A 22,052-nucleotide genomic window follows, 5' to 3' on the forward strand; every position below is an offset into this window, starting at 1 on the left:
GGCAAGGGTACATGTTTTTAATTATTTCACCTGTCTACTTGACAGGGGCGGTTCAGTTTGAGCCCTCTTTTTTAATACCGTGTATTACACTAAAGTAAAAAAAACCATTTTCAAAAAAAGTTAGTCTTTATAATTTTTCATGTATGATCTCATACTCTTTACAATGAATTCCATCATATTTTACAATTTCATTCCTCCACATTTTCTGTTTTCATCCCATCACATTTCAAAAACAATAAAATAAAAAGCACATCTCTTGCATGAGATATGCCTAATATTAATACATAGATTTATTTATTCTTCATATGTGGGAATAAGATAACTTCACGGATAGTTTCCTGACCAGTTAATAACATAACTAATCTATCAATACCCATACCCATACCACCAGTTGGTGGAAGACCATATTCAAGGGCTTCTACATAGTCCATATCCATTTCGTTGGCTTCATCGTTACCTAATTCTTTTTCTTTTAACTGATTTGCGAATCTTTCATACTGATCATCTGGATCATTTAATTCTGTGAATGCATTTGCATATTCATTACCACAGATGAATAATTCAAATCTCTGTGTGAAACGAGGATCCTGTAAGTTCTTCTTTGCAAGTGGTGAGATTTCAATTGGATGACCATATACGAATGTTGGTTCTACAATTGTTTCTTCTACATACTTTTCAAAGAATGCATTAATAATATGACCATATGCAAAGTGTGGTTCTACTTCAATACCGTGTTCTTCAGCAAGCTTCTTAGCTTCTTCAAAAGTCTTCTGTTCACCAAAGTCAACACCAGTCTTTTCCTTGATTGCATCAACCATAGAGATTCTCTTGAATCCAGGAGCTAATGAAATAGAATGACCTTTGTATTCTACATCATAAGTACCATTGACTGTCATTGCTGCATTCGCAATGATACCTTCTGTTAAGTCCATCATACCTTCTAGGTCAGAAAATGCTTTATAGACTTCGATAGTAGTGAATTCAGGGTTATGAGTTCTATCCATACCTTCGTTTCTGAATAAACGACCGATTTCATAAACAGCATCCATACCACCTACGATTAATCTCTTAAGGTTTAATTCTGTTGCGATTCTTAAGTAGAAATCTTTATCTAATGCATTGAAATGAGTGATGAAAGGCTTAGCTGCAGCACCACCAAGAATAGAGTTCATGATTGGTGTTTCTACTTCTGTATAACCTTTATCATCTAAATAATGCTGGATTGAACGAACAATCTTAGGTCTCATGAAGGCTACTTTACGTGCTTCATCATTCATGATTAAGTCAACATATCTTCTTCTGAAACGTTCTTCAGTATCTGTTAAACCATGGAACTTTTCTGGTAAAGGTCTTAATGCCTTAGTAAGGTGTGTATACTTTTCTACTCTTACAGTTAATTCACCAGTATGAGTCATGAATACTTCACCATCAATACCAATAATATCACCTAAATCGCTCTTCTTAACTAATTCATATACATCTTCACCAACAGTATCTTTCTTGATATATAACTGGATTTTTCCATCTCTATCAAGAAGGTTCATGAAGCATACTTTACCTTTTCTTCTCTTTGCAACAATACGACCTGCAATGCTTACAGCTGGTTTGCTTTCTTCTAATTCTTCTGCAGTCTTACCGCTATAGTTCTTTCTAATGTCTGAAGTATAAGCAGTCACATCAAATCTCTGTCCAAATGGATCAATTCCAAGATCTTTAAGTTCCTGCAACTTCTGTCTTCTTACTAATTCCTGATCAGTAAACTTTCTTTCTTCCATATGTGTTCTCCTTCTTTAGAATATAAAAACTCTCATCCGCTAGGGACGAGAGTTAACCGTGGTACCACCCTTATTCATCTACATAAGTAGACCTCATTAAGCCTTAACGCGGCAACACGTTATTTTATCACGTTAGATCCAAAATACAGCTCCCAGTCTTTATTCATATCAACTTCCCCATTCCTTTACACCAGCCAGGAATTCTCTCTGCGTTCCATTGATACTACTCTTCTGTTCATCGCTTTTACTCAAGTATTATAGACAATAAATAAATACGTTGTCAAGGTCAATTTATAAGCCTATTTCAAGTAAATTGTTTATAGACGTTTTTCAAATCCACCAAGGATTTCTGAATCTTCACTAATAGTCACAAATGCCTGTGGATCAATATCATGTACAATCTTTTTAAATGTTTTCATTTCATACTTATTAATCGCACAATAAAGAATATATTGATCATTTTCTGTATAAGCACCCTTACCCATCCAGTAAGTCACACCTCTACCTGTCTTTTCCATAATCACATTCTTCATATCTTTTTCTTTAGTAAAAATCAAAGCAACCACATTAATGTTCTGATAGTGGATACGATCACTAATGAAATATAATACAAAGACAAAGATAATAGAATAAAGTGTTGTCTGCAAGTCAAAGATGAATGCACAACAAGTTAAAATAACAGCATTCACAATAGTTGATAACTTACCTACTGAGAATCCTGGTTTAGTCTTTGATAAGCATACACCAGCAATATCAATACCACCTGTGCTACCACTACCTTTTAGGGCAAGTCCTACACCAACACCACACATAATAGCTCCAAAGATACAGTTAGATAACATATCTGGCATAATCGCATGTGTCTGGTAAGGCAAAACAGATAAGGTAATTGTCTGTACAATAACACTCATAGCAGTTTTGATACAAAATTCTCTGTTTAAGATTCTATATCCCATTACAAATAATGGAACATTAATCATGAAGTTGATGATCCCTACAATATTCATTGATTTAGGGATTGGTAGAAGTCTTCTTACAAATACTTCTACAATCTGTGATGTTCCAATAACACCTCCAAAGTTCAAGCCATTTGGTGTTACAAACAACCAGATTCCTAAAGATAATAAAATACTTCCAGCAATCACTTCGCCGTACTTTTCTAGATTTTCCCTCATAGCGTCCCTCTTTCATATCATACCTTCAAATATTAAAACAAATAAAAGAATGCCTTTCAAGCATTCTTTAGTAAATTCCATATTCAACAAATATATTCGCAATAGACTCTATGATATATAGAACAGGAACCTGTGTTGCTGAACTATAAAAGTCACTATTTTTGGTACTTGGCATATAATACGTAAGAGCTAAATCAGACATCTTCGCTGCTGTTGAAGATGCATTATTTGTGACTACAATAATTTTGATACCATATTTTTTTAAGTCTTTGATACGATCAATGATCTCTCTTGTTTCTCCTGAAACCGTGAAAAAAAGAGCACAGTCATTTTGATCATACATCCCTCTAAAACGGGCACTGAAGTCTCCACTATACATTGTACGTTTTCCCTTGCGATTAAATAAAGAAGCCGCAAATTTTGCGATAGCATCACTTAGGCCAATGCCAGAACAGATAACCTCATGACTATTCACAATTATTTCAGCAGCTTGATGAATAAGTTCATCATATTCTTTATTATCCACACGATTAAAATAATCAAGAATATAGTTTAATGCACGTTTGTTTTGAATAGGTTTATCTTCCTGATCCAGCTTTATTTCAGCTTTCCATTCTAAGAATCCTTCATAACCAAGCTTCTTAGCCACTCTAGTAATCATAGACTGAGACACATGAAGATCTGTAGATAAATCTTTGAGTTTCATATGAATCACTTCATGACGATGAGAAATAATGTAGTTGTAAATATCCAATTCCAAATCACTTAATTGATTCATTTGATCTACCGTAACCATAAGATACCTCCAAAAGATATCTTATCATACTTTATACAAATTTCTTTTTCATTTTCTTATTCTGTTTCTTGTTTTTCTTTTCAATACTCAACAACATATTCTTATAGTCTTCTGACTTAATGTCTACAACAAGTGTATGTGAGACAATATCATGTAATGATTTCTTAGACTTCAAGATAATTACAAGTATTCCAGATAATATAGAAATAACTAATCCTACTTTATTCCAGATAGAGGCAATATTGTATCCAGTTAAGACATTGACTAACTGATGAAACATATTACTGCATGTATAAATACTTCCTTCTACTAAGAAAATCATAATTACTTGTCTAATGATGAGCTGTTTCACATTCACTTCTTGATAATCATCACTCACAATTTTTAGACCTAGTAGTTTCTTACCTAGTGTCTGTCCTTTCCATAAAACAGGTAGGACAACATAATACAACATTGCGATTAGGAGTGTAAGAACTCCAGCTAAGATCTGGTAATACCCCTTAAATATTGATAACTGCTGAGGAATATACACAGCATCCTTATGTAAAGACATATATAACAGAATAAGAGGAAGTGATGATAAGACACTTCCTAAATACCAATCAATACCATAAGCAACTATACGTTTGATATATCCTGTCTTATTAACAGGTTCATTTCTTAATTTATTCCACATCTTATCATCCTCCTTTATTTATTGATGTAAGTGCTGATAAAGAGCACCAATTAAATTTGCATCATTACGATATTCACAGACTACGATTTCTGGTGGTAATGTGCTTGCATAACAAGAATTATAGATTTCATCAAAGTTCTTTTTAATAAGTTCTACAAGTAAAGGCTGTGCACTAATACCTCCACCAATTGCGACTTTTTCACAATCAAAGATCTGATTAATATTGTAAATCTGTACTGCTGTTTCTAAACAGAATTGATTTAAACCTTTTAATACAGCTTCATTTCCACTATTTGCCATTTCAAAGATTTCTTCACCACTATAATGTTCTTCTGTTCCTAATGCTTCCTGAATATGTAATAGTAATCCATTGATTCCATTTCTTGCATACCAAGAAGAATCTCCATCATATGGCTTATGATAATCAGTAATAATATTAGAAAATTCACCTGCACCAAATCTTCTACCACTTAATACCTTATGATCCTTAATTAAAGCACCACCAATTGCTGTACCTAGAATAATGACTGCTCCGTCTTCTATATCTTGAAGACTACCAAAGCCTAGTTCTGCATTAGCGGCACATTTTGCATCATTACCAATTGTGACTCTTACACCACAACGCTCAGAAAGTAATTCTGCCATATTTATATCATGATTATAAGTTAAAGCGCCACCAGTGAAACAATAGCCGATTTCTGGATTAATCATACCTGGCATACTTATCGCAATACCAGACACATCAGAATATGTATGATAAAGAGTTTCAATGCTTTTCACAAATGAATCAAGGCAATCTAAGGGAGTAGGTACTTTACCTCTTTCATATATATTCTTTTCTTCATCCATAATGACATATTTAATGGCACTGCCACCAACATCCAGAACTAAGTATTTTTTCATAGTGTTTCTCCGTTACTTTCTATTACTTTCTTATACCAATCAAAAGAATCCTTTTTGCTTCTTGCAAGTGTTCCATGACCTTCATTATCTTTGTCTACATAAATGAAACCATAACGTTTCTTCATTTCACCTGTTCCAAAGCTGACACAGTCAATACATCCCCAAACAGTATAACCTAAGAGGTCTACACCATCAATATCCACTGCCTTCTTCATTTCTTCGATATGTGCTTTAAGGTAATCAATACGGTACTGATCATGTACTTTACCATCTACCATCTGATCCACTGCACCAAAGCCATTTTCTACAATAAATAGAGGAAGGTTATAGCGGTCATACATCCAGTTTAAGCTATATCTTAAACCTTTCGCATCAATTGGCCATCCCCATTCAGTCTTTGGAATATATGGGTTATCACATAAATCTGTTTCTTCATTATAGTCAAGGTTGACATCTCCATCACCCTTAACTGCGAATGACATATAATAACTGAATCCAATATAATCTACTGTACCCTGAGGAAGAACAGCTAAGTCTTCTTCTGTAATATCTAGATTGAAATTCTTTCTTTCAAAGAAAGATTTCATATAACCTGGATAACGTCCTCTTGCATGAACATCCATATACCAGAAACGTTTATGGTTTGCACCAACAGCCTTCAACATATCCTCCGGATTGCATGAGTAAGGATAAATAGGTGTCATCGCAATCATGCAGCCAATCATCATAGAAGGATCAATAGCATGTCCTTCTTTAATTGCCATCGCACTTGCAACAAGCTCATAATGCGCTGCCTGATAAACAAGACGCTCTCTGTCTTCACCTTCTTCAAATAGAATACCTGAGTTAGTAAATACAGCTACGTCTGCTTCATAGTTCGCCTGGTTGTTGATTTCATTGAAAGTCATCCAGTATTTAACTTTATTGTGGTATCTTTCGAAACATACTTTTGCGAATCTTACAAAGAATGTAATCATCTTTCTGTTTCTCCATCCACCATATTTTTCTACTAAATGATAAGGCATTTCAAAGTGTGATAATGTGATGACTGGCTGAATACCATTATTTAATAGTTCATCAAACATATCATCATAGAACTTTAAACCTTCTTCATTTGGTGTTTCTTCATCTCCCATTGGGAAGATTCTTGCCCAGGAAATAGATGTTCTAAAACATTTAAATCCCATTTCTTTAAATAAAGCGATATCTTCCTTATAGTGGTGATAGAAATCAATCGCTGTATGATTTGGGTAGAACTGATCAGGTTCAATTGCTTTAGTGATCTTTCTACGAGTAGTGGCAGAACCAACTGTCATCATATCTGAGACATTTGGTCCTTTACCACCTTCATTAAAACCACCTTCTACCTGATGTGCAGCAACTGCTCCACCCCATAAGAAGTCTTTACGCATTGTTTTCTCCTGCTTCTTCTGCTTCTTTCTTGATAGCGGCTCTTGTGCTTGCTGCAACGAATGGTAAGTAGATAATTGTACTTACGACTAAGCAAAGAATACCGATAACTAATGCCATAATGCTGTTAGCACCTGATCCTAAGAATGGTGTTAAGAATCCTGGAGTTGTCCAAGCAACTGAATAAGCGACTGGTGGGATGATCTTAATGACACATACACAGAAATAACCAATGAGGTTACATACGATTGGTGCTAAGATGAATGGAATAACATACATTGGGTTCATAACGATTGGTAAACCGAACATGATTGGTTCATTGATGTTGAATAGTCCTGGAACTAATGACATCTTACAAATAGAGAATTCACCCTTATTCTTTCTACCTACGATAAACATTGCAACGATTAAACCAAGTGTTGCACCTGATCCTCCACCATTACCAAATGCATCGTTGATTGAACCCCAGTTTACTGGATAAGGTGCACCCCATGCAGAACCATGAGCTGCAACATAAGCTAAGTTTGCGTTTGCCTGTTCTGTGAAGATAACTGAACGTAATGCACTTAAAGTGTTAGGACCATGGATACCTACGATCCATAATAACTGCTGTACTAATACGAATACGATAATTGTACCCATAGAGCTTCCAAGAGATGTTAATGGAGCCTGGATAGCGTTATAAACAACAACCTGAATACCTTCAGGAGTAATCATTGAGAATAAGTAGTTTAATACACCCATGATGGCAAGTACTAACATCATTGGGATTAATAAGTTAAATGACTGTGCTACTGCAGGAGGTACCATTTCTGGCATCTTGATTCTTAACTTTTCATTTCTACCAAAACGAGTTAATAATTCTGTAGTTAATAGACCTACTAATAATGCAACGAATAATCCCTGTGCACCAAAGTAAGTAGTTGTTAAACCAGTTCCTGCATTCTTACCTGCAAATGCCTGAGATGCAGGATAAAGAATAAAGAAAGATGAAAGAGATGTAATACCACATAATACTTTATCTCCACCCATTTCCTGAGCTAACTGATAAGCCACTAGGAATGCGATGATAATTGATAAGATATTAGTAGTACCATTGATAACTGAACTTAAGACAGCCTGATACTGTGCCAAGTTTGGAATTAAATCACCTAAGTGAAGTAATTTTGCGATGAATCCTGTTGGATCTAATAATACATAGTTAATAAGTAAAACCATTGACCCACCCATTGTAAGTGGGAATGATAAAGTGAACGCATCACGCACGGCTGCCACATGGCGCTGACCATTGATTTTTGCAGCTAATGGTACGAAGTAACGTTCCATAAAGCTTTGAATTGCTTCCATTTTGTTTCTCCTCTTCTTATTTTATTCGGCCGATGTTGAAAACGTTTTCGTTTTCCGCAATTGATTCTATCAGAGGATTACAAATAAAAAAAGGGCTTGAAGCCCTTCTTGAATAGTATGCATTATGTGCAAAATGTTTCACTATTGTAACGTATTGTGACATATGCGTACTGTCATATTAGAAATAATTTCTATAATATTTAATGCCGGTACTTGAGTTGTATGTGAGAAAAGTTCATTTCTTATATCATTAATATAATAGCTGATGCAATAATCACTCATTTTTGCGAGTGTATTATCGTCTGATGCAGTAATTGTGATTAAAGTACTTCCTGCTGCTTTATAAGCATTCGCTTTTCTAATAAGTTCTACAGTATCTCCTGAAATAGACAACATAACAACAACTATATTCGTACCATCCATAGATATCTTTAGATATGGATCTGTTAAGGCAGCACTAAAGAAACCATTAGAGGAAAAACGTCTAGCTGCATATTCCGCAATCTTTGCAGAATCTCCCATACCATCAAAAATAATCATATTCGCATTACCTAGTACATAAGCAACTTCTTTGAATAAATCCTGATAATAGGGTGTATTAAACTTCTTTAAGCAGTCAATTATTTCATCTAACTCATTAACCATATGAAGAGAAACTTCTTTTTCTTCTTTCTTATAAGAATATTTTAGTTCAGGAAAACTATCATATCCCATCTTTTTCACAAAACGCATAATAGAAGCTGTAGATGTAGGAATTTCATCTGCGAGTTCTCTTATACTCATATAAGGGAATTGAATGCTGTGCTTCAATATATAGTTATATATACGCATATCTGTTGTACTAAAGCTTTTAATCTTTTCTTCATCAAACATCTAACAATTACCTCTATATACATTCTTTAAATATTTCTTAGCCACTCCTACCATTTGGTCAATAAGTTCTATAGATGTAGGAGATTCATGATAATGATACTCAGGAAAATAACGTGTGATATGTAACACAATATTCGAATCAATAGACGCTAACCACTTTGCTTCTTCTTCCATATCTTTGAGACTATCATTAATACCAGGTACAATCAAAGAAGTGACTTCCAGATGACTTGATGAAGCTATTTGAATACTCTTCTTTATTGTTTCTAAGTCACCAGAGAGTTTCTTATAGATATCTTCTTTAAACCCTTTTAAATCAATATTCCATGCATCTACTAAAGGAGATAACTCCTTTATATATTTCTCTTCTATCATTCCATTAGAAACAATAACTGTTTTTAATTCATGCTTCTTACATAATACAAATGTATCATAAATAAACTCATAACTGATCAGTGGTTCATTATAAGTAAACGCAATACCGATATTCCCTTCTTTTTTTAAATCTAAGGCGACTTCTACAAGTTTTTCAGGTGTTGTATGCACCTGTATAGAAGAACCTTTATCCTGCGATATGGTGTAGTTCTGACAGAAAGGACATTTCATATTACAGCCATAAGAACCGACAGATAATATCTGTGTTTCAGGATAGAAATGATAGAGAGGTTTCTTTTCAATAGGATCTAAAGACAGTGATGTAATAGCACCATAGTCTTTAAGTACTATGCTTCCTTCTTTATTTATTCTTTGATGACAGAATCCTGTCTGCCCTTCTTTTAATACACAATGATGAGGACATAAATCACATCTAATCATGTCTAATCACCTTGAATCTTTCTATCTTGATCTTCTCTCCTTCATGAATACCTGCTTTATGACAAGCTATCTGAATCTGATCAGTCACTGTATCCACACCTTCTAAATCAGGTAGGAGTAAACCTCTTTTAGAACCATGGGATACTATAATACCATAGATATGAGGATCTAATGTACTGATATCTTCTACTTGTTCTATTTCTCCTAATATATCGACTGAGATAATGAGATTATCAAGTTCTTCTTCTGTAATAGGATCAAAGCGTGGATCTTCACTACATGCACTGATCGCATTATGTACTATTTCTAAGGCAATATTATCCTGTACAGGCATAAAAGTACCAATACAGCCTCTTAAACGCCCTTCTTCATGAATAGATACAAAGACACCAGCACGTCTTTTCATCTCTTTTGTGACTTCTGGAATGATTTCTACTTTTTCTCTTACATAATGTTCTATTGTGGTTCTAGCCAGTCTGACATAGTCATCTTCATGTTCTTTGATCTTCTTGACTTCTTCCTGCATCTTCTTTTTATATTGGTTTCCTATATCACGTGTTAAATCTTCACCACATATTTCGAAACCACATACACCATAACCTACTCCAAATGGTCCTTCATAAGAATAAAAGTTTGGTTTAATCTTTTTTTGATCTAAAGCACCTGCCATGATTTGAAATGATCTGAGTCCACATTCAGCAGCTGCTTCAGTAAAAATGAGATCAAAGGTTAAGAAACGCATAAAATCGCTATTCTTCCAGGCTGTAATAATATCATGATCAAAGAGTGGTCCTTCTTCTTTATAACCATAAGGACCATCCTCTTTTAAACAATGAGACAAATCACCACTCGCAATTAATAAAACATTCTTATCTCCCACTGCTTCTTTAATACATTGTCCAAAGCGATAATGAGTAAGAGGAGATAAACCAGATATTCCAATTCTTACAACTTTATAGTCCTTTAGATACTTATTTAAGAAGTAAAGAGGAATCATTGTACCATGATCTAAATCATCATCTTTTCCTAATGTTCCTGCAAAAATATGATGCTTCTTAGCAGATTGAGTGATCTTCTTTACAAGTTCTGTATCATAATCCACTTCTATTCTTACATTTCCTGCATGAAACTGACTAAAGTCTCCTGATGCATGAATACCAGGAGATATATGAATATAATCACTATAGTCGATTGCATGAGGACTGATCACAATCACTGTTTCTATTGGAAGAGTAGATACATATTTCATAATGGATTCATAAGATTGTATCGTGTTACTAATAGTTTTCTCTTCTCCTTGACCTATTTCAGGAATTATTAATGGAGGATGAGGGACACACATAGAATAAAGTATAGACATAAAATCATCTCCTTTACCCTATTATAAAACAAAAAGAAGATGATTACTCACCTTCTAGTTCTTTCTCAAAATCTTTTAGAATTGTTTCTAATTCTTCTAATGTATTCATCTGTGTTAAATGATTCTTGATTTTTGCAGAACCTCTTAACCCTTTGACATACCAAGGAGCCTGTCCACGCATTTGTCTAATCGCATTCTTTTCACCTTCCGTTTTTACTAAACGATGAGCATGATCTATGCATAACTGAATACGTGCATGATAGTCTGGCTCTTCTTCTAGAATACCCTCTTCTAGATATTTCACCATTCTACGAATCACAAATGGATTACCTAAAGCACCTCTACCAACCATGACAGCATCACAGCCTGTTTCTTCCATCATTCTTTTCGCATCTTCAGGTGTTCTGACATCACCATTCCCAATAACTGGAATACTGACTGCTTCTTTTACTTTTTTAATCCATGACCAATCTGCATGACCTTCATACATCTGTGAACGTGTACGACCATGAATAGCCACTGCACTTGCACCTGCTTTTTCCATTAATTGTGCCATTTCTACACAGTTAATATGCTTCATGTCATAACCAATACGCATCTTAACAGTCACTGGTACATTCACTGCTTCTACGACAGCCTTCACAATATCATATGCAAGTTCTGGATACTGCATTAAATAACTGCCTGCATGAGCCTTTAATACCTTATTTACAGGGCATCCCATATTAATATCAATAATATCACAATCAGAATGTTCCTCTACAAACTTGGCAGCTTTGACCATAGTCTCTACTTCACCACCAAAAATCTGCATACTCATAGGGTGTTCAGCTTCACCTACTGCAAGCATATCAATTGTCTTTTGATTTCCATAACATAACGCTTTATCACTGACCATTTCAGATACTACAAGCCCTGCACCAAACTCTTTTACAAGTCTACGGTAAGCGACATTTGTGATACCTGCCATAGGAGCCATGATAATAGGATGTTTTATTTCTACATTTCCAATTTTCAACATTTTTTAATCACCATCACAAAATATACCATATTCCTGACACAATACAAAGATAAATTATGTTTATACTATGAGTTGTGAAAGGAAGTTCCCTATCCTTTCAATAATATATATATCGTTTTCATTTCCCTTCGAAAAGAAGCAGGTCTTCCCTTCCTGCTTCTTTTTATTTTTTATCATAATCTGATTGTACAAACTATTCATACATTCTAAGATGAATATAAGGGAGGAATGAAGATGAAAAGAAAATACACTTTCTCTATAATCATGTTTATATTATTTGAGATGATTGCGATTACTTTATGGCTCACTAAAGATAATTTATTTTACATGTTGAACTTCAGCTATATAGGCACTTGTCTTGCCTTAGGTACCGCATTATTTACTGCAGGAAAGAGCTATGCAAGACATTTTGTACAATTGGCAGTAGGCAGCTATATGTTATTGTATTTAGGTTTTATCTCTCAAGAAAATATGCAGATTGAAGGATTCTGGTACTATTTGTTTTTGGGTACTTTTGAAGCAGCCACTATTCACTATGCGATTGCGAAGATCTTTGGACCTCTTATATTTGGTCGAGGATGGTGTGGTTATGCCTGCTGGACAGCTATGATCCTTGACTTCTTACCTTATAAAAGACCACAGAAACCAAGAGTTAAAAAACTAGGCATATTACGTTATGTAATGTTTGTAGTATCTCTTGCATTAGTCTCTGGATTATTCTTAATAAAAGTGGCACATCTAGAAAAGATCATGTTCTATTTATTTCTTCTAGGAAATGCCTTTTACTATATTGCGGGTATTGCGCTTGCATATATATTTAAAGATAATCGTGCATTCTGTAAGTATTTATGCCCTATTACCGTATTCCTCAAGCCTATGAGCTATTATTCACTCCTACGTGTACATTGTGATGAGAGTAAATGTATTCATTGTAATAAGTGTTTGAAGGTATGTCCAATGAATGTAGAAGTCAACAATGAATCACGCAACCGTGTCAATGGGACAGAATGTATTCTTTGTTATGAATGTACAAAAGAATGTCCAGTCAAAGCACTCCATTAATGCAGCACATATTTCTCCATAATATATAGATATTTATTATAGATTCATACACTATACTAGTTATTGAAAGGAGGTAGCTGTTATACAACTCTAAAAAGATCAATTATTCAATTCTATTCCCTTCCATGATATATGTTAACTGATCTTTGCATAATACCAAACAGTGTGAAAAAAGCGCCATTACTGGCGCTTTTTAAGTATTTCCTTCAATTCTTCTTCACTGAACTGATAATGTGTATTACAGAACTGACATGTAATCTCACAGCCATGATCTTCATTGATCATATCTTCTAGATCTTTTGTATGAAGAGTCGTTAAGGCTTCTTCCATCTTTTCTTTACTACAATCACATTCAAATGATAAATCCTGTGTATCGAGGATTTCAACATCTTCAAAGATCATCTTTAAGATTTCTTCTGGAGTATGTCCTTCATCTAATAACTGTGATACTGGTGGTGTATTCTTGATCTTATCTTCAATATACGCAATATCTTCTTCAGTTGCTTCTGGTAATAACTGAATAATATAACCACCCGCACTTCTTACAGAATTGTCTTCTTCTACAAGAACACCTACTGCAACAACTGATGGTACCTGTTCTGATAACATGAAGTAATAAGAGAAATCATCACCAATTTCACCAGTCTGTAATGGAGAACTAGATGTAACAGGTTCCTTTAATCCCATATCACGTGTGACCTGAATAGTACCCTGATTACCTACACATAAGCCTACTGCAAGCTTACCTGTATCATTGTATGTATAGTGAACTTCTGGATTAGATACAAATCCTTTGATTTTACCATCAGAATGTGTTGTACAAAGCATTGTACCGATTGGTCCACCACCGTTGATGACTACTGTCATCTTTTCTTTATTCTTATTCATAGCACCCATCATCAAAGTGACTGCCATCATACGTCCAAGTGCAGCACTTGCACAAGGCCATAAGTTATGATTCTGCTGTGCAACATTTGTTAGATTGGTTGTTGTACATGCAAAAACACGACAGTTCTTTGAATTAACGAGTCCACGTACTAAATAATCTTTCATTTATCTTATCTCCCTATCGCAAAATAGCTTACTAGAGGCAGAATCATACTCACTACAATAATGCCTACCAATAATTTTACCATGAATCTACGCTGCATTTTGTAACCTCCTAAATGAAAATAAGCGCAAAGCGCTTATTTCATTTCATCCAGTAAATCATCTTCTGGATCAGCCTTAGGTGGTTCAGGAGTGTTATTGTTGTCATCATTAGAGTCAACATGTTCTTCTGTTCCATCATATGTTTCTGGCATTTTACCAGTGTTATATAAAGACTGAATCTGTTCATGATTCAATGTTTCATATTCAAGCAATGCATTCGCAATAATATCCATTTTATCTTTATTATTGTTGATGATTTCAGTTGCCTGAGAATGTGCTGTTTCGATGATCTTACGTACCTGCTGGTCAATTTCAAATGCGATCTGACCAGAATGTGTATTACTTAATTGTGAATAGTCACGACCTAAGAATACTGCATTATCACCACTGTCATACTTAATTGGACCAAGTTCACTCATACCAAGTTCTGTAACCATCATACGAGCAATACGTGTAGCCTGTTCAATATCGTTATGAGCACCTGATGATACATCACCGAAGAAGATTTCTTCAGCAGTACGACCACCCATATAACCTGTAATAGTTGCGAGTAACTGTTTCTTAGTTGAGAAGTATGTTTCTTCTCTAGGAGTCATCAAGTTGTATCCACCTGCATCACCACGTGGCACAATTGTAACCTTCTGTACCTGGTTGGCATCTTCCAATGTCAAACCAATAATCGCATGTCCTGTTTCATGATAAGCAACAAGCTTTCTTTCATGTTCAGTATATTTTCTAGACTTCTTAGCTGGTCCGCCAATAACTCTATCAATTGCTTCATCAACATCACTTAATGTGATCATCTGATGTCCGCTTCTTACTGCAAGTAATGCAGCTTCATTTAATACGTTTGAAAGTTCTGCACCTGAGAATCCAGGAGTACGCTGAGCAATGTTATCAAAATCAACATCTGGCGCAAAATGTTTATTTCTTGCATGAACCTTCAAAATCTGAGATCTAGCACGCTTATCAGGGTTAGATACTCTGATCTGTCTATCAAAACGTCCTGGACGTAATAATGCAGGGTCAAGTACGTCTGCACGGTTAGTAGCTGCAAGGATAATAACACCTTCGTTACCTTCAAAACCATCCATTTCAACAAGTAACTGGTTTAATGTCTGTTCACGTTCATCGTGTCCACCACCAACACCAGCACCTCTCTGACGACCTACGGCATCAATTTCATCAATAAAGATGATACAAGGGGCATTTTCTTTAGCCTTCTTAAACATATCTCTTACACGGCCAGCACCAACACCAACGAACATTTCTACGAATTCTGAACCAGAAATAGAATAGAATGGGACGTTTGCTTCACCTGCAACAGCACGCGCTAATAATGTTTTACCTGTACCTGGAGGACCTACTAATAGAACACCTCTAGGGATTTTAGCACCCATTTCAGTAAACTTCTTTGGGTTCTTTAAGAATGCAACAAGTTCTGTTAATTCTTCTTTTTCTTCATCAGCACCTGCAACATCTGTAAAACGAGTTTTAGAGTTTCTTTCTAGCTTTGCACGTGAATTACCAAATTCAAAGGCTTTGTTGTTGCCTCCTCCAGCGCCACCAAAACTCTTAAATACCCATACCATACCACCAAGTAATAATAAAGATGGAAAGATTGTTCCAAGAACATTCCAAATCATATTATCACTGTTAGCATCGGTAACCTTCACTTTTACATTCTTGTCTTCAAGAATCTGTACTAATGAATCTAATTCTTTGTCTGTCTTAGGAACGATTGTAGTGAAGCTCACTTTATCGCCCTTAGAGTTCTTCTTGTAGCTACCTTTTACCTTGGCTACATAACTATTAGGTGTAACAGTTACGTTAGTTACTTTTTCATCTTTTAATACTGTCATGAATTGTGAATAAGTCAATTCCTTATTACCGCCATTATTCATTAAGAATGGGAATAATGAGCTTAACAACAATAATACGATGACCCAAGGAAGAATAGCTTTAAATAGTGTTTTGTTATTCTTCTTCATCATAAACTCCTTACTGGTAACATTCTTCTTTTAAGATACCAATATATGGTAGGTTTCTAAATCTCTGATCAAAATCAAGACCATAACCAACCACGAATAATTCTGGCACAGGGAAACCAACATACTTAGCCTGTACAGGATACTTTCTTGCTTCCTGCTTATCAAGCATAGTAACGATTTCGCAAGATGCTGTACCACGATCTTTCAACATATGTGTAACAGTATCTAATGTTTTACCTGTATCAAGGATGTCTTCTACGATAAGTACATCCATACCTTTGACATCGATATCAACATCTTTCTTAATATGAATAGTTCCAGATTCAGTTCCTTTATAACTGCTGACTGACATATAATCAAAATATACATCGCCCTCAATATATTTAGAAAGTTCTGCTAGGAATGGAATAGATCCCTTTAAAAGTCCAATAAGAAGAAGCTTCTTACCTTCATAATCTTTTGAGATCTGTGCGCCTAGTTCTTTACAGCGTTCAGAAATCTGTTCCTGTGTAAATAATATTTCTTTCATGTCCTTATGCATTGAACCGTACCTCCTAGTATAGTCGTTGTTATTTTATCACAAACAAATCTGGATTGATAGACAAATACTCCTTGTTTTTCGCAATTCCAGGGACCAAAAGAATATTTCCACGGCAGTCTAATACGATTGGCCAATAACGTCGTAATGGTGAGGGTATTTTCGCATTAATAAAGAGTCTAGAGACCTTTTTAGTGCCCCCTGCTGTTTCCATACGATCCCCTGGTCTTAAGTTTCGAATGGTCAGTGGAAAGTCTTCATCTTTGACAGGAATACCGTCATTCATTTCTCCATGTGTTCGAAGCTTGAAGTAAGGACAATCGAATTCCTGTCTATTCACTATTCTATACGTATAATCTAATTGTTTTATAGATTTACGAACGTATACATTATTATATTCTTTTATGAACTCCTCATTAACACCTATAGGCATTTGAATATTGGGTTTAGAGGAATGAATCTGATGGATGATCTCATCAATCAAATGATGAGAAATCTTAGAGACTTCAATATGTTTCTTTAATAAGGCATAAAGAACATCAGGAAGAAGTTCTTCTGGTACTAATGTATAATCTAGAGGTTCAGTGAGATATTTTCTTACTTCTTCTTTCTTTTGTATTTTTTTCTTATTATATTCTTCAGCCTTTTTTAAGAGTTCTTCTTTTTGTGATTCTGTATAGTGATTCAAAATCGTATTACGAATACGGTCTCTTGTGAATTCTGTCTGAAAGTTAGTATAGTCATCATGAAATGAGATATGATGATCATGACAATAATCACGCAGGTCCTGCTTAGTCACATGAAGTAATGGTCTAATAATCGTCATACCTAAACGATGAGAAATCTCCTGAATACCGAGATAATCAGGATTAGACTGACGTTCCAAGTGCATATAGATTGTTTCAATGATATCATCCTTCTGATGACCTAAGCATAACGCATCGCATTGTTCCTTCTTATATACTTCTTGATAAAAAGCGTAACGCATATCTCTTGCGACAGTCTGGAAGTTTCCTCTCACATAATCATTTGGTGTAAATTCCTTATAGTAAAAAGGAATATTATGTGTTTTACAGTAATCATGAACAACCTTATAGTCTTCTTCTGTATCATCTCGAAGATTATAATTTACATGAGCGACACATATATGGTATTCATGCATCATATCAAGTAGTGCCATGGAATCAGGACCACCTGATACACCTAAGAGGTATTTCTTATTTTTATCTAACAATGATGTATTCAGCATATTTTCACCTCTATGAAAAAAGTACCGTGATGGTACTTTTTAACTAATATATGATCTAGACATTTTAGAATGATTGAGTTTGTATAAGACATAGATTGTCTGAATAAGACTCAATACTTCAGTGACTAATAATACAATACCTTCAGCCATAGTTAATCCAATCGCTATATCGATAGGATGTACAATAATAAATACACCTAATACGACACAAAATACAGCACATAAGAAGATCCAGAACCAGTTGAATTCAATGACATGCTGCAACTGGAATGAAAGCTGTAAGTTTAATAAGCCTTTGATGACAACCCATAATCCAATAACCATTGCAAGTGCACTAATGAATGCATCCGCATTGAATGCAACAAAAACGCCTGCCAGTAATGCGAGAATACCTTCTAATAAATCATTAGAAAAGATACGCATTTCATGAGTTAATGCAAAGTAAGTCACAAGATGAATCAAACCATCCACAAATAATGCGCCTGAAATGACATAAACAACAATATCCAACATTGTCTTTGGGAAAACAATCAATAATATTGAAGCAACAATCATAATCACTGATGTGATGATAGATGCTTTACTATACTTCTTAATATATTCTTTAATCATAGTTCCACCTCGTATCTGTTATTGTAGCACAAAATATATATTTTGTAAGTTACTGAGGTCAAAAATATATCCTTCATCCCCATAGAAGAAGGATTCATCAAACTTCTTAAAACCTATCTTCTTTAATAGATGTCTTGATTTTTCATTCTGTTTATAAATATAAGCAATACATTTAAAGAAACCATGTTCTTCATGCATATAGCTTAAGAGTCCAAGTACGGCTTCAGTTCCAAAACCATTATTCCAGAAAACATCGTCTAGCGTATAACCAATAGAGAATGTATGAGGTGCCATGATCTCTACATGTAAATCACCAATGAGATGATGGCTTCCTTTGATTGTAATACCAAACTGCATAGACCCCTTTTTATGATCTATCACAGTCTCTTTACACTTCCTGATGAGTTTCACTGCATCTCTTCTTGTATATCTATTCCAAGACTGATACTTAGAAACAGTCTTCTTACTGCGATATTCTACAAGACGATCAATATCATCTTCATCAAGTGTTCTAATTGTGAGACGGTCTGTTTCAAATATTTTCATAGTTATGATAGATGAACAACATTCTATCCTTTCCATTCATATCCTTGATGACTTCAAATGTATCATCAGGGAAACAGAGAGGAACAAGCTGTTTCATTCTTTCTCCTTGATTATATCCAATTTCAAATGCAAGAATCGCCTTCTCCTTTAATACAGAAGGAGCTTCTTTAAATATCTTTTCATAACATGCATAGCCATGGTCATCCGCAAATAAAGCGAGATGTGGTTCATGATCCATCACTCTTGGATCCAATACTTCATCATTATCAATATAAGGAGGATTAGAGACAAGAATATCTACATGAATGTTTTGATCAATAAGAGGTTGTAATAAGTCTCCTTCTAAGAATGTAACAGAAGCTTCATGTTTCTTTGCATTCCTAAATGCTGTATCTATTGCCCCTTTAGAGATGTCTACTGCATATAGATCTGCCTTAGATTCACAAGCTAATGTGACTGCAATAGCGCCTGAGCCTGTACCTATATCTGCCACAACCATTCCTGGTTTTATATAAGATAAAACTTTTTCTACAAGTTCTTCTGTTTCATAACGAGGAATCAAAACACTTGGATTGACATCAAACTCTCTACCATAAAAATATTCTTTTCCAATAATATACTGATAAGGTTCACCCTTTAAATATCTATCCAAATAATCCTTATATTGCATAAGAAGAGCCTCTTCAACAGGCTCTTCCCTTTTCAACAATAGTTGATAATAAGCATCTCCTGTGAGATCTTCATAGAGTCTTTCAGGGATATTTGTATGTGGATCCTTAATCAAATCATGTGCATGTTTAAGTAATTCACCTAATAGCACTTATTCTTCTTCTCCTAGAAGTTTTAATCTCTGGTCTTCGTTAATTAATGCATCAATAATTGGTTCTAGTTTACCTTCCATAATACGATCTAGCTGCTGAATAGTTAAACCAATACGGTGGTCAGTGACACGGTTCTGAGGATAGTTGTATGTTCTGATCTTTTCAGCACGATCACCTGAACCAATCTTATTACGACGTTCGTTTCCTAATTTTTCTTCTTCTTCTCTTAATTTAGCTTCATAAAGTCTTGTACGTAATGACTGCATAGCCTTAGCACGGTTATCATGCTGTGAACGACCATCCTGGCTTGTTGCCACAATTCCTGTTGGAATATGTGTAATACGTACGGCAGAGTCAGTCTTATTGATATGCTGTCCTCCGGCACCAGATGAACGGTAAGTATCAACTCTTAAATCCTTTGGATCAATATCAATATCTACTTCTTCTGCTTCTGGCATAACTAATACTGTTGCAGTTGATGTATGAACACGTCCCTGTGTTTCAGTCTTAGGAACACGCTGTACACGATGTGAACCAGATTCAAACTTCATCTTTGAATATACACCAGTACCCTTGATAATAAATGATACAAGTGAATATCCTCCTGCTTCAGAAGGCTGTGCTTCTTCAATTTCAATCTTCCATCCCTGTGATTCAGCATACTTAGAATACATTCTAAATAAGTCACCTGCGAAGATATTACCTTCATCTCCTCCGGCTGCACCACGGATTTCCATTACTACGTTCTTTTCATCATTTGGATCCTTAGGAATTAATTCAATCTGGATATCATGTTCCATGATTGGCTGTTTCTTTTCTAATTCTTCTAATTCCATCTTAGCCATTTCTTTGATTTCAGGATCATTTTCATTTAATAATTCTTTGGCTTCTTCGATACCATCTAATAAAGCCTTATATTCTGTATATAGGTTATAAGCCTTTTCTAAAGAAGCCTGTTCTTTAGAAGCCTGTGTCATCTTCTGAATATCATTCGCGATAGATGGGTCCATAAGAATCTGTGTTAATTCTTCATATCTTTTTTCTACTGTCTGTAGTCTTTCTAATAGTGTATTCATCTTCTATCCTTTCTTTTAATAATGTTGATTTCATCAAATAAATTGGTTAATTCTTCCAAATCGTACCCATTATAATATATTCAATTATTTTTCGCAATTAATTGAAGACGCTTTCTATTTCTTATATACTTGAATATATATGTTGGAGGTTAGGAAATATGATAAAGGCAGTTATATTTGATATGGATGGTTTGATGATTGACTCTGAAAGAGTGACTTTTGAATGTTATCAGGAAATATTAAAACCAATGAATCTTACAATGGATGAAACATTCTATAAAACATTATTAGGTAAACCTATAAAAGGAATCTATGAAAGATTTTACGATACTTATAGCAAGGACTTTCCTATTGAAAGTGTCATTAAAGATGTACATGCTTTAATGGCAAAACGTTTTGAAACTGAAGGAGTTCCTACTAAGAAAGGTTTATTAGTACTTCTTAATTATTTAAAAGAAAATGGTTATAAGACAATTGTCGCTACTTCTTCTAATCGTGATCGTGTTGATACTATTCTAGCGCAGGCTCATATTACACAATTTTTTGATGATTCTATCTGTGGTGATGAAGTGACTCATGGTAAACCACATCCAGAAGTCTTCTTAAAGTCTTGTGAGAAGCTTGGTGTAAAGACTGATGAAGCATTTGTATTAGAAGATAGTGAAGCAGGTATTCAGGCCGCTTCTTCAGCTGGTATTAAAGTAATCTGTATTCCTGATATGAAATATCCTACAGAAGAATATGCAAATAAGACATATAAAATATTAGATTCTCTTGATGAAGTCATTAATGAATTAAAATCATAACCACTGATAAAATCAGTGGTATGAACCCGCCCTGTAAGGGCATATCG

21 protein-coding genes and 1 other annotated feature are annotated in these 22,052 nt (G+C 34.8%); of the genes, 2 read left to right on the forward strand and 19 right to left on the reverse strand.

What is annotated here, in order from left to right; genetic code table 11:
* Positions 1 to 290 precede the first annotated feature (290 nt).
* From lysS to dusB, 11 genes are all read right to left on the reverse strand, one after another.
* Positions 291 to 1,775: a lysine--tRNA ligase gene (lysS, locus tag QZQ55_RS05845; protein WP_295091048.1), complete on the reverse strand. Its 1,485-nt coding sequence runs from the start codon at positions 1,773 to 1,775 to the stop codon at positions 291 to 293.
* Positions 1,776 to 1,813: 38 nt separating this feature from the next.
* Positions 1,814 to 2,023, reverse strand: a binding site (T-box leader).
* A gap of 69 nt (positions 2,024 to 2,092) precedes the next feature.
* The gene (locus tag QZQ55_RS05850; RefSeq protein ID WP_295091051.1) at positions 2,093 to 2,950 is read right to left on the reverse strand and encodes a YitT family protein; all 858 of its coding nucleotides are present in this window, start codon (positions 2,948 to 2,950) and stop codon (positions 2,093 to 2,095) included.
* A gap of 67 nt (positions 2,951 to 3,017) precedes the next feature.
* The gene (locus QZQ55_RS05855) at positions 3,018 to 3,746 is read right to left on the reverse strand and encodes a MurR/RpiR family transcriptional regulator (RefSeq protein WP_295091054.1); all 729 of its coding nucleotides are present in this window, start codon (positions 3,744 to 3,746) and stop codon (positions 3,018 to 3,020) included.
* Positions 3,747 to 3,777: 31 nt separating this feature from the next.
* Entirely contained in the window at positions 3,778 to 4,422 is a 645-nt protein-coding gene (locus QZQ55_RS05860; protein ID WP_295091056.1) for an RDD family protein, read from the reverse strand.
* A gap of 18 nt (positions 4,423 to 4,440) precedes the next feature.
* Complete coding sequence (locus QZQ55_RS05865; protein WP_295091059.1) at positions 4,441 to 5,325, reverse strand: ROK family protein; 885 nt, start codon at positions 5,323 to 5,325, stop codon at positions 4,441 to 4,443.
* The gene (locus QZQ55_RS05870; protein WP_295091062.1) at positions 5,322 to 6,737 is read right to left on the reverse strand and encodes a 6-phospho-beta-glucosidase; all 1,416 of its coding nucleotides are present in this window, start codon (positions 6,735 to 6,737) and stop codon (positions 5,322 to 5,324) included. Before QZQ55_RS05870 ends, QZQ55_RS05865 begins: the two co-directional genes overlap by 4 nt.
* On the reverse strand, positions 6,730 to 8,082 hold the full coding sequence (locus QZQ55_RS05875; RefSeq protein ID WP_295091065.1) for a PTS sugar transporter subunit IIC: 1,353 nt from the start codon (positions 8,080 to 8,082) through the stop codon (positions 6,730 to 6,732). Before QZQ55_RS05875 ends, QZQ55_RS05870 begins: the two co-directional genes overlap by 8 nt.
* Before the next feature lie 141 nt (positions 8,083 to 8,223).
* A complete protein-coding gene (locus tag QZQ55_RS05880) occupies positions 8,224 to 8,955 on the reverse strand; it encodes a MurR/RpiR family transcriptional regulator (protein WP_295091068.1) in 732 nt (243 codons plus the stop codon).
* A complete protein-coding gene (gene amrS, locus QZQ55_RS05885; protein ID WP_295091070.1) occupies positions 8,956 to 9,771 on the reverse strand; it encodes an AmmeMemoRadiSam system radical SAM enzyme in 816 nt (271 codons plus the stop codon).
* The gene (gene amrA, locus QZQ55_RS05890; protein ID WP_295091073.1) at positions 9,764 to 11,131 is read right to left on the reverse strand and encodes an AmmeMemoRadiSam system protein A; all 1,368 of its coding nucleotides are present in this window, start codon (positions 11,129 to 11,131) and stop codon (positions 9,764 to 9,766) included. Before amrA ends, amrS begins: the two co-directional genes overlap by 8 nt.
* A 43-nt stretch (positions 11,132 to 11,174) precedes the next feature.
* On the reverse strand, positions 11,175 to 12,152 hold the full coding sequence (gene dusB / locus QZQ55_RS05895) for a tRNA dihydrouridine synthase DusB (RefSeq protein ID WP_295091076.1): 978 nt from the start codon (positions 12,150 to 12,152) through the stop codon (positions 11,175 to 11,177).
* A 234-nt stretch (positions 12,153 to 12,386) separates the two neighbouring features.
* Between dusB and QZQ55_RS05900 the strand changes: the two genes are divergently transcribed.
* On the forward strand, positions 12,387 to 13,214 hold the full coding sequence (locus QZQ55_RS05900; protein ID WP_295091079.1) for a 4Fe-4S dicluster domain-containing protein: 828 nt from the start codon (positions 12,387 to 12,389) through the stop codon (positions 13,212 to 13,214).
* Positions 13,215 to 13,394: 180 nt separating this feature from the next.
* On the opposite strand, the gene hslO is transcribed toward QZQ55_RS05900, so the two are convergent.
* From hslO to prfA, 8 genes are all read right to left on the reverse strand, one after another.
* Positions 13,395 to 14,267, reverse strand: a complete 873-nt coding sequence (gene hslO / locus QZQ55_RS05905; RefSeq protein ID WP_295091082.1) for an Hsp33 family molecular chaperone HslO — start codon at positions 14,265 to 14,267, stop codon at positions 13,395 to 13,397.
* Between the two features lie 134 nt (positions 14,268 to 14,401).
* Positions 14,402 to 16,360 (reverse strand): ATP-dependent zinc metalloprotease FtsH, encoded by a 1,959-nt coding sequence (ftsH, locus tag QZQ55_RS05910; RefSeq protein WP_295091085.1) that lies wholly within the window; start codon positions 16,358 to 16,360, stop codon positions 14,402 to 14,404.
* A 7-nt stretch (positions 16,361 to 16,367) separates the two neighbouring features.
* Positions 16,368 to 16,898, reverse strand: coding sequence for a hypoxanthine phosphoribosyltransferase (hpt, locus tag QZQ55_RS05915; RefSeq protein WP_295091088.1), 531 nt, complete (start codon positions 16,896 to 16,898; stop codon positions 16,368 to 16,370).
* Positions 16,899 to 16,926: 28 nt separating this feature from the next.
* Positions 16,927 to 18,144 carry a tRNA lysidine(34) synthetase TilS gene (gene tilS / locus QZQ55_RS05920; RefSeq protein WP_295091091.1) on the reverse strand — a complete coding sequence of 406 codons (1,218 nt, stop codon included), beginning with the start codon at positions 18,142 to 18,144 and terminating at the stop codon, positions 16,927 to 16,929.
* A gap of 39 nt (positions 18,145 to 18,183) precedes the next feature.
* Positions 18,184 to 18,756, reverse strand: a complete 573-nt coding sequence (locus QZQ55_RS05925) for an HdeD family acid-resistance protein (protein ID WP_295091093.1) — start codon at positions 18,754 to 18,756, stop codon at positions 18,184 to 18,186.
* Between the two features lie 18 nt (positions 18,757 to 18,774).
* Positions 18,775 to 19,302 (reverse strand): GNAT family N-acetyltransferase, encoded by a 528-nt coding sequence (locus QZQ55_RS05930; protein ID WP_295091096.1) that lies wholly within the window; start codon positions 19,300 to 19,302, stop codon positions 18,775 to 18,777.
* The gene (gene prmC, locus QZQ55_RS05935; RefSeq protein WP_295091099.1) at positions 19,289 to 20,122 is read right to left on the reverse strand and encodes a peptide chain release factor N(5)-glutamine methyltransferase; all 834 of its coding nucleotides are present in this window, start codon (positions 20,120 to 20,122) and stop codon (positions 19,289 to 19,291) included. The genes QZQ55_RS05930 and prmC overlap by 14 nt, the downstream gene beginning before the upstream one ends.
* Positions 20,123 to 21,199, reverse strand: coding sequence for a peptide chain release factor 1 (gene prfA, locus QZQ55_RS05940; RefSeq protein WP_295091101.1), 1,077 nt, complete (start codon positions 21,197 to 21,199; stop codon positions 20,123 to 20,125).
* A gap of 158 nt (positions 21,200 to 21,357) precedes the next feature.
* Between prfA and QZQ55_RS05945 the strand changes: the two genes are divergently transcribed.
* On the forward strand, positions 21,358 to 22,005 hold the full coding sequence (locus QZQ55_RS05945; protein WP_295091103.1) for an HAD family phosphatase: 648 nt from the start codon (positions 21,358 to 21,360) through the stop codon (positions 22,003 to 22,005).
* The last annotated feature ends 47 nt before the right edge of the window (positions 22,006 to 22,052 follow it).

The sequence above is a fragment of the uncultured Catenibacterium sp. genome (assembly GCF_900540665.1).
GTDB lineage: Bacteria > Bacillota_I > Bacilli_A > Erysipelotrichales > Coprobacillaceae > Catenibacterium.

Excerpts from the sequence above, each read along its gene's own strand:
- amrA (WP_295091073.1), bottom strand. The coding sequence starts at position 11,131 with ATGTCTATACTTTATTCTATGTGTGTCCCTCATCCTCCATTAATAATT.
- QZQ55_RS05925 (WP_295091093.1), bottom strand. The coding sequence starts at position 18,756 with ATGATTAAAGAATATATTAAGAAGTATAGTAAAGCATCTATCATCACA.
- ftsH (WP_295091085.1), bottom strand. The coding sequence starts at position 16,360 with ATGATGAAGAAGAATAACAAAACACTATTTAAAGCTATTCTTCCTTGG.
- hpt (WP_295091088.1), bottom strand. The coding sequence starts at position 16,898 with ATGCATAAGGACATGAAAGAAATATTATTTACACAGGAACAGATTTCT.
- dusB (WP_295091076.1), bottom strand. The coding sequence starts at position 12,152 with ATGTTGAAAATTGGAAATGTAGAAATAAAACATCCTATTATCATGGCT.
- QZQ55_RS05945 (WP_295091103.1), top strand. The coding sequence starts at position 21,358 with ATGATAAAGGCAGTTATATTTGATATGGATGGTTTGATGATTGACTCT.
- QZQ55_RS05870 (WP_295091062.1), bottom strand. The coding sequence starts at position 6,737 with ATGCGTAAAGACTTCTTATGGGGTGGAGCAGTTGCTGCACATCAGGTA.
- QZQ55_RS05900 (WP_295091079.1), top strand. The coding sequence starts at position 12,387 with ATGAAAAGAAAATACACTTTCTCTATAATCATGTTTATATTATTTGAG.
- hslO (WP_295091082.1), bottom strand. The coding sequence starts at position 14,267 with ATGAAAGATTATTTAGTACGTGGACTCGTTAATTCAAAGAACTGTCGT.
- QZQ55_RS05855 (WP_295091054.1), bottom strand. The coding sequence starts at position 3,746 with ATGGTTACGGTAGATCAAATGAATCAATTAAGTGATTTGGAATTGGAT.
- amrS (WP_295091070.1), bottom strand. The coding sequence starts at position 9,771 with ATGATTAGATGTGATTTATGTCCTCATCATTGTGTATTAAAAGAAGGG.
- tilS (WP_295091091.1), bottom strand. The coding sequence starts at position 18,144 with ATGCTGAATACATCATTGTTAGATAAAAATAAGAAATACCTCTTAGGT.
- QZQ55_RS05860 (WP_295091056.1), bottom strand. The coding sequence starts at position 4,422 with ATGTGGAATAAATTAAGAAATGAACCTGTTAATAAGACAGGATATATC.
- QZQ55_RS05930 (WP_295091096.1), bottom strand. The coding sequence starts at position 19,302 with ATGAAAATATTTGAAACAGACCGTCTCACAATTAGAACACTTGATGAA.
- lysS (WP_295091048.1), bottom strand. The coding sequence starts at position 1,775 with ATGGAAGAAAGAAAGTTTACTGATCAGGAATTAGTAAGAAGACAGAAG.
- QZQ55_RS05880 (WP_295091068.1), bottom strand. The coding sequence starts at position 8,955 with ATGTTTGATGAAGAAAAGATTAAAAGCTTTAGTACAACAGATATGCGT.
- QZQ55_RS05850 (WP_295091051.1), bottom strand. The coding sequence starts at position 2,950 with ATGAGGGAAAATCTAGAAAAGTACGGCGAAGTGATTGCTGGAAGTATT.
- QZQ55_RS05875 (WP_295091065.1), bottom strand. The coding sequence starts at position 8,082 with ATGGAAGCAATTCAAAGCTTTATGGAACGTTACTTCGTACCATTAGCT.
- QZQ55_RS05865 (WP_295091059.1), bottom strand. The coding sequence starts at position 5,325 with ATGAAAAAATACTTAGTTCTGGATGTTGGTGGCAGTGCCATTAAATAT.
- prfA (WP_295091101.1), bottom strand. The coding sequence starts at position 21,199 with ATGAATACACTATTAGAAAGACTACAGACAGTAGAAAAAAGATATGAA.